At 45.5% G+C, this 11,416-nt stretch carries 6 protein-coding genes; all 6 read right to left on the bottom strand.

Going from position 1 to position 11,416, the window contains the following annotated elements; all coding sequences use genetic code 11:
- Positions 1-90: 90 nt before the first annotated feature.
- The 6 genes from AAKU61_RS20840 to AAKU61_RS20815 all read right to left on the bottom strand — a co-directional run bounded on the left by AAKU61_RS20840 (position 91) and on the right by AAKU61_RS20815 (position 11,222).
- Positions 91-663: a hypothetical protein gene (locus AAKU61_RS20840; RefSeq protein ID WP_354335373.1), complete on the bottom strand. Its 573-nt coding sequence runs from the start codon at positions 661-663 to the stop codon at positions 91-93.
- Between the two features lie 12 nt (positions 664-675).
- Positions 676-4,269, bottom strand: a complete 3,594-nt coding sequence (pglX, locus tag AAKU61_RS20835) for a BREX-1 system adenine-specific DNA-methyltransferase PglX (protein ID WP_354335371.1) — start codon at positions 4,267-4,269, stop codon at positions 676-678.
- Positions 4,270-4,335: 66 nt separating this feature from the next.
- Positions 4,336-6,264 (bottom strand): PIN-like domain-containing protein, encoded by a 1,929-nt coding sequence (locus tag AAKU61_RS20830; RefSeq protein WP_354335369.1) that lies wholly within the window; start codon positions 6,262-6,264, stop codon positions 4,336-4,338.
- Between the two features lie 89 nt (positions 6,265-6,353).
- Positions 6,354-10,016, bottom strand: a complete 3,663-nt coding sequence (gene brxC / locus AAKU61_RS20825; protein ID WP_354335367.1) for a BREX system P-loop protein BrxC — start codon at positions 10,014-10,016, stop codon at positions 6,354-6,356.
- A 43-nt stretch (positions 10,017-10,059) separates the two neighbouring features.
- Positions 10,060-10,638, bottom strand: a complete 579-nt coding sequence (locus tag AAKU61_RS20820; protein WP_354335365.1) for a DUF1788 domain-containing protein — start codon at positions 10,636-10,638, stop codon at positions 10,060-10,062.
- Positions 10,635-11,222 (bottom strand): DUF1819 family protein, encoded by a 588-nt coding sequence (locus AAKU61_RS20815; protein WP_354335363.1) that lies wholly within the window; start codon positions 11,220-11,222, stop codon positions 10,635-10,637. The genes AAKU61_RS20820 and AAKU61_RS20815 overlap by 4 nt, the downstream gene beginning before the upstream one ends.
- Positions 11,223-11,416: the final 194 nt, after the last annotated feature.

The following is an 11,416-nucleotide window of genomic DNA, read 5'->3' as shown; positions in this document are numbered from 1 at the left end:
TTGCTTTTCCATTTCCACTCCATCTCATTATTGAAATCGTGAGCTTGAAGGATTTAGATTTGACTTGATAGTCTGGGGTTTATGGAGCGCTTACGATTGAACAATCACATCATTTTTTTCTGATGTGGGTAACATAACCCATTCTCGAACAAACCGGATCACACCCAAATCGGGCACCTCAACCTGATACAAATGATCTTCACGTTCACTCAATTTTCCATGTATTGCCATCATGAGTGATGTAGATCCAAGAAAAACATTGTCGTTTAAATAGAAGCGAACGGTCGGCTTGGCGCTCTCAGTACCAAACTCGGGCATAAATTTTTTTGACCTGCAAATCGTCAATTGTCCAACATGAGTTAAGGTGATAGGTACACTGCCAGTAACGCGTTTAGGTATTTGGTTATCAGTGATGCTTCGAAACCAAACATGTTCTAGCTGAATTTGTATGTGTGCTTCCGCATCCAAACTTTCGACATGACATGGATTTTCAACGCCACTCAAAGGCATTGATGTACTAGGCACACGTAAATCAATATGCGCTTTTCTCCCTGCGACTAAAGCGGGACAAACATGACATTCGATGACAGCAGACTCACCAGTGGAAAAAGTAAGCCTTCCATCAAATTCGTAGCACATACCATGATCAGTATTGATATTCATATAGCGGCAACTTTACTCATCACCCGCCCCACCGGTAATCGCCTTCACTTCCGCCAGCAGATTGCCGAACTTGCCGTAGTTGACTTTGACGCCATCATCCAGATCGATGCTGATGCGTTGGTCTGCGTAGTGGCGGAGTTGTTCGTCGAACTGGTTGAGTTCAAGCTGCTTCTTTTTCAGGGTATCGAGCTCTTTTTGTCGCTTGGTGCGTTCTGAGGTGGTGCTGGCGGCGTCGATTTGATTTTGCAATAGATCGGCCCGGCCGCCGAATTTGCCTGCTAGCGGAATCACGTATTCGTTGCGCATGCGCGCTAGTGTGCCTTCGTTATAGCGGTGCAGATACACCAGACACTCGAAGGCTTTTTGTTTGCCGGAGGAGAACAGCCAATAGATCGGGCGCTTTTTGTATGTTTTCAGATGATCTTTGAAGAAGCTACCGGCGATATAGCTGCGGATCGCTTCTTCTGCGTTTTGGCCGGCTTTGCGACCGAGGCTGTCTGCCAGCCAGTTCATATTTTCATCGAGAGTCTCTGCGCCCCACACCACGCCTAAAAACTCGCGTATACGGTTAGCGGCATCGTCATCGAACCAGAATTCGTCGGTGACGGGGACGATGCCGTCGGCGTCGGCGGGGAATTTTGTGTAGCGAGTTGCGTCGAAACCGGCATTGCCTGCATGGGCGTAAATCAAGCCCGGTTCGTCCAGACTGTAGCGTCCCATCATGCAGCCTATGGCGTAGGAGATCAGGCGCTGACTGTCTTTTTCGCGGTCGGCACGGGCAAGATTAATTTGCTCTTCAGGGACAATCGGCGATAATTCGCTCTGCAAAGAGTATGCATCAATAAATATTCTATTGTTTTCTTCCTCAAGAGCCTTTGTAGATTCAATAGCAAATGACCTACCATAAAAAATACTACTCCAAGACGATTTTAAATCTATTGACCGAAAACATCCGTTAATCCAAGAAGGAGATGAAAAATCCCAAGACAATTCTTGATCATCCCAGTCAGTTTTGGACAAGGTAACAAGCTTCAATACATTCAAACTAATTTGATCTTTATCTATTTTTGGTACAGGTATTTTTCCAACATCTCCAACTTGAAAATGTAAGGTAGAGTTTATTAAAGACAATAAAAATGCAAACGGCTTACTGTTTGAAATACCCAACAAAAAATATTGGTCCTCTTTTGATGGATAAAAACAATGTCCAGAAAGATCGTGAAAGGACGCTGTTGGAGCAATACGACAGTTAAATTCACCTGAAGTTAAATCAGTCCAAGTACATTTCGGTTCTTTCAATCTAGAAAGAGGTAAGACTGTTGCATTTGGTTGTTCAAGAATAAATTTCGAATCACCGTTATATCTAAGTAAATACTCTAAATTGCCGTACCACCTTCGAAAAGCGCCTCCTTTTAGATAGACAATCCATTTCGGCGCGTCAGAATCTAATGAATTTTTTTGTTCATCCACTCTAACTTCCCACCAGAATCTAAGGTATCGATCATTATTGGAAGTTTGCATTCCAACTCTTGGATTCGCCTCTTCTCGAAAAGAGGGCATGCATTCGAAAGCATTGTGAACTTTATGACCAACCCAATATGCAACTGGACTACCAGGAATTTTTTTAAAATTAGACTGTTGAACATCGTGAGTCAAATTAACCGTACGTTCGAGAAACACTATATTTTTATCAGCAGATTGCGAAGCCAAATTTAAATTTATGTAGCGGCCAATAAAATTATTAATCTGAGAGGCCATCATACTAAATGCGCACGCTTGAGCAACCTTTGAGTTTATTTCAGGAAAACTATTGTAACCAATCTGTATTAAACTAAAAATTGATTTACTAGATAAGAGTTTCTCTCTCATTGATTGATACGAAGACAAAAACATCCAATTCTGCATAGTAACCATACTATTGAACCCCGAATGCTTACACCACCCAAAACCTCTTTCGATGAACATGGCAAATAGATCTACTTTACTATCGGGAAATTCTTTTTTTCCAAAATTTTTGACGTCTGAATTCATCCCCTTACTACTCATATAGGGAGGATTCGCAATCACTGCGTCGTATTGCTTAGCTAAACTTTTGGCTGGCAATAAAAACTGTTCGCGTAGTTGACTAGCATATGACTCCGCTAAGGTATTACCTTTATCCTGCACCGCTTGCAACAATGCATCAAATTTGTCGAGTTTATCAGCAAGCGAAACCGGCACAGTAAGCAAAGACCCAAAAGTCTTTGCATGTGCAAAAACCTGTATCAATTCACGCAGATCATTCGGTTTGAGTCCGCTAGAATGCTGAGTCGCCAACTGGTCGCCACCAAAGAGCTGACCACTATGTAAAGCATCACCACCTTCCAAGGCAATCGCCGCGTCAAACACCGTATTCGCCAGTGTCTCATCATCGAGGCCATGACTGTCTTGTAGTGCCATTACATTCAATACTATTTTTTCGTCGAACAAGCGCCTGTCATCGGCACGCGCCTTCATTAGCAAGGCAAAGCCTGCCAACTGTGCGGCTCTGTCGTCGATGTCGAGACCGAACAGATTCTTTTCTAAAATCAGGCGTGGAATGGCGCGTGGCTGGTAGCCGCGTTCGAGGTAGATCGCTTTGAGGATGTCGTAGGCTTCGACCAGAATATGGCCTGATCCGCAGGCGGGATCTAGCACAGTGATGCTTTCGGGACTTAAACTGCCGCCATCATCCGCCATGCGCGTCTGGATTAAGGCGTTCAACTCTGCATCGACTTCCGGCGTTTGCGCTGCGGGGGCGATGTAGTAAGCCATCTGGCTTGCCAGATTGGAGGATGGATTGGCCATCAGCCAGAGACGGCCTATGCTGTTTTGCGTCAGGTATTTGACGATCCAATTCGGTGTAAACAATTGCGTGGCAGCGGGGATGTCTTCGGATTTGACGACTTTGCCGATGACTTCATCCTTCTTTTCGCTGATATAGAACTGGTACAACCAACCGATGATTTCTACCTGATCCCAATCGGTTTCGTCGATGCTGGCGACCATTTTGGCAATGACGGAATCGGTATTGAGCAAATTGTCTGGCAATAGCAATTCGGTTTCATCACCCAGAGTTTCAAACAAAAAACCCATGCTAGCTGCCAGCGCATTACACTGCGTGGTGAGCAGCAGGCGATACAATTCATTGTCCTTGTCACCCGCCAGTTTTAAGCGCACGACTTCATCGCGATCCAGACCCGGCAGGCTGCTGCTATCAAGGCTGGCGGCATTCTCTAAAATCTCTGGCAACACACCAGTCTGGCAGGATAAGACCCGATAGCCATGATCGAGGTAGCCATGCAACTCCATATAACGCAAGGCGGCACAGCGGTTAAACCAACCATAAGCCTCCGCCTCCATCACCGCAGCAAAGCCCTGCCCTTTTATCCGCGCCACCAACAACTCGCGCTGCTGCGCCACCTTGGCCGGCCAAGGGCGACCATTGATCAAGGCGATGTCGCCAGTGATCTGCACCGGCGCGATATCGGCAGCAGTTAAACCCAGCAAGTTGGCGCGCTGGGTAACGGCTTGAATGAAATCACGACGAGCGGCGGGAGCGTATGCTTTTAGTTTTGCTTTGTTCATTGGGTGTTTCAAAGGAGCAGGTTTATAAAGATAAAAACAATAAAGGTTTTGTACGGTAGGGGAAAATTAGGCTATTTTTGTCAAACGAAAATCGATCATTTTGTCACCCTCTAACTGAAACGTAGTATCAGCCTCAACAATGGGTTCGAAAGTGCACTCAATTGCCCAACGTGGGATAGCAAGATTTTTTGAAATATAATCTATTAAGGTGGTCACTGAACAACGATCCCTGATCATATGCATCCCAGCAGCATCATCCCTTTGACAGATCAATTCAATACTATCTAGTTGAACTGACTGCATCACATGCTCTCGCCGTAACCGCGTAAACCCACCAAGTGAAGGTGATCTCGACACAACCTTCAAATTCAATTTCTGTGATGTACCAGGTAGAAATTTAAGTTCATTCAAATAGGGTTGCAACTGAAGGAGAATAAATTCTTTAGCGCAAGAAAAATTCTCAGATACGATTTGTTGCAATGGAATTTCGATAAGGTATGCCTTTGGTTCGCTCCTAAATTGACCGTTTAAGTCAAAATAAATTTCGAATACCATGCCGGCCAAAATATCGTTGGCATTCTCCGGAGATAATCGAGAAAGATGAGCACCAAGATTTGCTACAAAATCCATGGCTTTCCCAGAGTTGCCACAGGCTGCCTGATAAATATTTCGACCTAATACGAACCAAGAATCTCGACTTATAGCTTGATCATCAATTGCATTAATTTTGGTGATTGCTGGATTCTGTATGTACCAATTATGAGATTTTAATTCACGAATAATCTCGTTAATAGCTGATGGCGCATCAGAATCATACTCACTATCATGCAGCGCACTTTGTCCATAGAGCAAATGAAGCGCTGGGACTTGTTGTGGATTGACATTTTCAGCATCAACCACAATTGGAGTTTCTACTTCCCCAATTGCAATTAATACATCTGGATCTTCAACTATCGAGGCGCGGATCAATATCGGATTCTCAGCAGGAGAATTTTCCGCCCCCAATTCATCAGTTGAAAGATCGCTAGATTCCGACAATGCTGCGTCAGCAATGTTTATTTGTATTGCAGCTGCAAGCTGCCGAAAATCAGCTGGATTCCCTATAGACAGCGCCTCAATTAAATCAAACAAATTACAAATGACGATCTTATTATGATTTACGGTTCTCTTAAACTCTGAGACTAACCGAGGATCAATTAATTTAATTTCCGGCTTTACGTTCGGTATTTGCCTGCGACCACCTCTGGTATTTTCGTCTCGAAATTGTGGCGCGTAGACCCAATCAGATTTTTCATCATTAGAAATAAAAACAACACTTGGAAAATCAATCGCATTTAATTTTGCATATTCAAGAATTTCAAACCAAATAATCAAATCACCAAATCTATTTTCGTCCTTTTTCCCATCTTTAAAACCCGGCGGCAACCTATGTTCAATTCTTGTATCACCCTCTTTCGCAGCACGTACACACAAATTTGTCACGTCCGAATTTAAAACTGCTGGCGAAAGATGTTCCATTATTTGTTCATGAACAGTTTTCGGATCAAACTGCTGCTTAAATGCGCAGGTAAACTGTGGGATAGCATCAATCGCTTTTCTAAACTCAGCTAGAAACAAAGTTCGATCTCCGAGGAACGAAATTTTTCTTAATAAGCTATCGTCAACAAATAACGAAGCAGCCTCAAGCATCGTTTCTAACGTTTTCTTAATTTGATCAGGCTCTTTACTCTTTGGTGTGTACGTCTGCAGCTGATTTGAAGTTAGGCGCGACAAATATTCGTTCGCAGACCATGCTGGAATACGCAACCGATTGCCTGCCATTACGGCGTCGGTCCAATTGAAAAATTCATCTCTAGCAGCGACGTGAAATTTATACAGATATGCAATGATATTAGTATCAAAAAATATAAGCGTTTCCCGATTCACAACCAAATCCGCGATACTCCTCAGATGTTCCTCTTTCGTTTTACAAATTGAATTGGTACCAAATGGCATTGCGTTACCTCGAATCTATTGTTTATTCTTCGCTCATTTTTTAGAGATCTCGGAATGGAAACCTAATATTTAATTTCTAATCTTTTTCGTTACTGAATCCGAGCTTTATGACCAGAGTTAATCGCAGCCAACAACTGCTGCCGTAATTGACTCAAGTAAGCATCAACATCATCCTCAGTTTCCAAATAACTTTTACCCGGCACATCGGCAGCCTTAATTGTCTTGGTCGGCTTCATCACAAACGCTGGTACGACTGCTGGCTCAGATACGACAACAGCCACCGCAGCAGGTGATCCTACAGGTGCAGCGGCTGCGGCGGCTTTTGCGGCTAAGGTGGCTGCGGTATGTGCTGCCACAGCAACGGCCGCCAGACGGTTACTTTCTTTGCCTATTTTTTCATTCGCTTCGTCTTGCGCTTCGGCCGCTGTCTCTTGCTTTGCATGGATCTCAGGGATGCTGGTTAGTGTGGTGATTTGCAGGCGAATTTTTTGCAGCTGCGTAAGTACCAGATTGCTTATATCGTTGCTTGCGTTGATCTTCCCTAAGTCGATTTTAACTTCGTTGATACGAGTATCAACGCGGCCTAGTGCATGCTCGCGCCTCTGCGACAAATGTAATTGATTCACCGTTTCAACTTGCACGATCAAGGCACTGATACGGCTGATCTGGCCATAAGGCGCTGGGTTGTTGCGGATGCTGACTAGATCATTTAGTGCGGCGTTCGCTGTTGCGTCTTTAACGAGGATGTCGTTATTCGGACCAAAGCGTGTTAGTGCGGCAAGCAGGCCATCCCAGGTGTCGCGCTGTTTGGCGTAAAAGCCTAGCAGGTCTTCTAAATCCTCTGCCAGATTTTGCCAGTCTTTACACTTGGTGTTGAGGCTGGCTATGAATTCAAAACTGTCTTTGATCGCAAGCTGGCGCGTGACTTCAGTGATTGCGCTGTCGATCAGGGCTTTGCCTGGGTAAAGTCCGCCGGAGGCGACGCCTTTGTTGATGTCTAAACTTTGCTTCCATGCGTTTAATGCATCGCGGTATTCCGCGACCAGGGCATCTTCTTCTTCCTTACCGAGTTTGCTGAAAAGGTCTTTGTATAGCGTTCTGGCGCGATTTAAGGCGCCGGCATCGGTGGCTTTGCGCTTGAGTATGGATATATTGCGGTGACGCGCTGCTTTTGAAAACGGATCAAAGGCTTTGCTGGCATCAAGATCGCCACCATCTAAGGCGAGCTTAATTTCACCGCCCATAAACAGACGGGCGATGATGAGTGCGGTTTCCATTTCTGGCCAGCCATAAAGACGTTTGGCGTAACGATCAGTCACGTCTGAGAGAAGCACGCGTGATTCGCTGGCGGCAATCTTTAGATATTCACGCATGTCTTTAATCGCTTGCGTATTGCCTTCTTCGCCATTGAGGTTGAGCGCCGCCTGGCTGACATCATTCATCGCAAAGGTAGCGCGGATCTCTGCCAGCACATCGGCTTGCAAAACTTTGAGGTAGCTGAGCTTAGGGTAGCTATTGGCGATGAGGTAGTTAATTTGCTCATCGAGCTGGCCGCTAGGAATATTGCTCTTAACGGCAAGCTTTTGGCCTAAGGCATAGAAATCTGCTTGCTGGATCAACTCGGTTAATTTAAGAACCAGACGGCTACGGCGGGTGTTGTTGTCGCTGGCGTGTTCTGCCAGTATTTTTTTCAACGTAGGTGCGGCCTGGGCGGTGTTATTGTTGCGCACATATTTATCGACTTGTAGCCAGGTGCGTAGTTCCGACCCTAGGGCTTTGTCGTCGCTGATGTAGATGAGCGCACCTAGTGATTCACTACTACGGTTAATGCAACGCGCTTCATCAAAACGCACATAGTCGTCATTTAAGGGGCTGATAACTTCCAGCGTGAGTTCATGGTTGGCAGTTTTGTAGGGAACAGTATCGAGCAGGCGATTGAAGTCGTAATCGGTTTTATTGAGTTTATAGCGGATGCGACTGTTTCCGGAAAATACATCTTCAAATAATAGCTCAGAGAGCATTTTACTTTGATCGCCGTAGCTAGGGTCTATCTGCTTGATCTGGCGGCTGACATCTTGCTCTTCATTGGTGAGGAAGTAGTAATGATCACCATTACGGTTAATCAGGTTTTCTTTATCAAGACGCGTGAGGCTTGCTTCGATGCGGCGCTTTAAGGCCAGGCGGTCTGCATCCACTTCATCAATACATAGGGTAACCAGGTTGTCGATATTTGGTTTGATGATCTCGATATAGCGGATCAGGAACAAAGCCTTGAGCAATTCATTGTCGAATTTTTCTAACACCGGATTGGTGACTGCTTGGTCGATGGTTTTTTTGATGACAGGATCAAGAAAACTTTCTATCGACGGGTAGAAGTCATACACAGGGATCAAACTGCCAAGTGGCTTAGTCTGATTATGCACGGCAGCAGTCTGGAAGGCATCAAGCATGGAGCGCTCACCTTTGGAGAGATGCACACCCGTGGCACCGACTTTGCGGATCTCTTCAAAAATCTTTTGTACCAGCTGAAAATGGTAAGGCGCAAATGGATAGAGCGCGATGAAGTCGTCTTCATTGTTGTAGTTTTTCATGCTGACGTCATTGCCAACAAAACTGAGCTGGTTCTTAATGACATCGCCCTTCTCGATGAAGAGCTGCAGCAGCGCTTGTTCTGCCGCCACAGTTTTGGCTAGCAGGCGTTTGGCGATGACTTCGTCGGTATTCGAGCTGGATAAAGATAACTTGGTATGAAAACGGCCTTGAATCTTTGAAAAATCATGCGTACGTGTTTTATTATTGTCGCCGATGACGGCGTCAATATCGGCTTGGGATGTAACGATGACCCATGCCCTGCCCTTGCAAACGGTGCCGAGGTTTTCTACGATGGTTTGCAGCGTCAGCATCATCTGGGTGTTTTCACCTATGAATTGACCGATCTCATCCGCTAGGAAAACGATATTGCGCTTCGGCCCTTTGCTATCGAGATAGTCTTTGACTAATTTGGAGAAATTTTCGATATTGATACGGAAGGTGTCTGGCGCATCATCAAACCATTTGGCCGCTGAGGCTTCTGACATGTTTAAGGCAAGCATCAGGGACTGCACGACTTCATCGCGCATGAAGCCGACTGCATCGCGCTCGTCTTTCCATTCTTTGCTCGTCAATGTTTTAAATTGGTCTTTGAAAGTGTCGTAGGCGTTTTCTTTAACCAGATAACGCTCCATGCCGGCGATGTGCGGAGCATCACCACTGAAGCCTTGCATTTCATTGAAGACGCGGAGGAAGACGGAGAGAATCGCGTCTCTATCGTCTTTGCTATCGGCCTTGCTGTCGATATTAAACAGAATGACGTCGGTCTCATCTTTGACTGCGCGTTTTACATCGGCCAGCAGTAAGGCATCATTGATCTTGTCGTCAAAAAAGTTGGCGGATTTGCGAACGACATTGCTATTAGGGTCATGCGCTTCGTAGTTATTGAGTAAGTACGAGAGGATTTTTATGAAGTGAGATTTACCGGACCCGAAAAAACCGGAGACCCAGACACCCATACGGGCGTTAATAGTGGGGTCATTCGGCCGGTCTTTCGCTTGCAAATAGCTTTCAAAGAAACGGCGAAAGTGCCGGTCTAGTTCTTGCGTGACGACGTATTCGTCCAGTTCTTGCCATACCGCCTCCGGGCCACGTTCATCCGCTTTGACGACACCATTAATTGGGCGGGTAATATTTTTACTAAACATATCTGCTATTTGCATCGCGTATTCCTGTTGGATTATTCTTTGAATTTCTTTAGGCTTCTTAAACTGCTAGCTGGAAAGCGCGGTAGTAGTTGTCATCTTTGAGACGATCAAACAACCGCAACTTGGCACCGTCATAAGTACCAGGGTAAAAGGCAACCAGCGGGATTTGCCCCATTAATGGATGTAAGGCACTGAGTAAGGTATTTGTGCGTAACATCGGAAAGGCACTGCCCACACCCGAAATGATGACTAAATCTGTTTGTGACAGATCCATTTGCTTGATCAATTCTTGCGCGAGCTTTTCCGGATCTAACGGCCCCTTCATCGCTCTTAAGACTTCTTTATCACCCTTGGCAGCTTGTAGTGCCACGGCTCTATCAAGAAGATCGCGCTTGCTTAATACATCGAGAATCAATTGAAACAAATTAATGTGTGTGGTGCGAACCGGATCTGGGCCTTTAGTTAAGCCGGGCAGAATGACGCCATCGAGAAATTCACGCACTTCCAGCTCATGCTCCGGTGCGTAATCAAAAATATAGAAACCGATTTCGTTGCCTAAGCCCTTGTTGTTGAGCAGCTCTGTCGAGCGCAGGCGAGGTAAAACTTTGTTGAGTCTTTCGTGAAACGCGTCAGTCATTGATGAAGTTCCAGACAGGCCAATGTGGATTGGTCGTTGCAATTATTTAGGTAAGAATGGATCTCAGGACGGATCAATACCGCCTGAATCTTTTTTTCTTTGGATGAGGTTAAAAATTTACTTTCGGCGAGTATGCGCAAAATAACTTGGTAAAGTTTTTCACAAGTAGAGGCGCTCCACCCCGCCACGGCAGATTCACGCAAGGCGCATTCCTGCAAAAAATCATCCCAGTCTTTTTGGGTAAGTTGCAGATCATGCCGGCGAACACGTAATCCCATGACCTGGCGCATAAAGTCTGCCAGCAACTGACTATGACGTATGGCGAGGACTAATACCGCCTGGCCGGCCAGCTCAAAATCGTTCTGAGCGATCAGGGACCAAATCGGAGCCTCGCCCATTTCCAGCCGATGACGGATCAAATTGCCCATCCGCTTTGCGGTGGCCTGGGTCTTTTTTTGGAGTAGGTTATCAACCAAGATGGCGTGCTTCCATGCCTCGACAGAACTGTCATTCAGCATGACCTGAGCCAGTTTGCGCGTTTCATTGATCAACAGGGAACCTGCGACTATTTCTGTGTTGTACATCGTTTAGCTAAGTGATTCTGCAATCTTGTTAGTTTAGCAGTAAAAATGACAATAAAGATGAGCATCAGCCGTGTAAAGTAACAATGAAAATCCTTATATGAGAGCTTCTTGCAAAATACCCAAACCAGTAAAGTCGAGCATGGGTGTGGCCACTGTTGCGATTGGTTTTCTTGTTTGAAGCGGCACATGTGACA

The organism is Undibacterium sp. GrIS 1.2, from assembly GCF_040544435.1.
Classification (GTDB): domain Bacteria; phylum Pseudomonadota; class Gammaproteobacteria; order Burkholderiales; family Burkholderiaceae_D; genus Undibacterium.
Note: the sequence above shows the minus strand (reverse complement) of the source record. Positions and strands in the feature narration are given on the sequence as shown.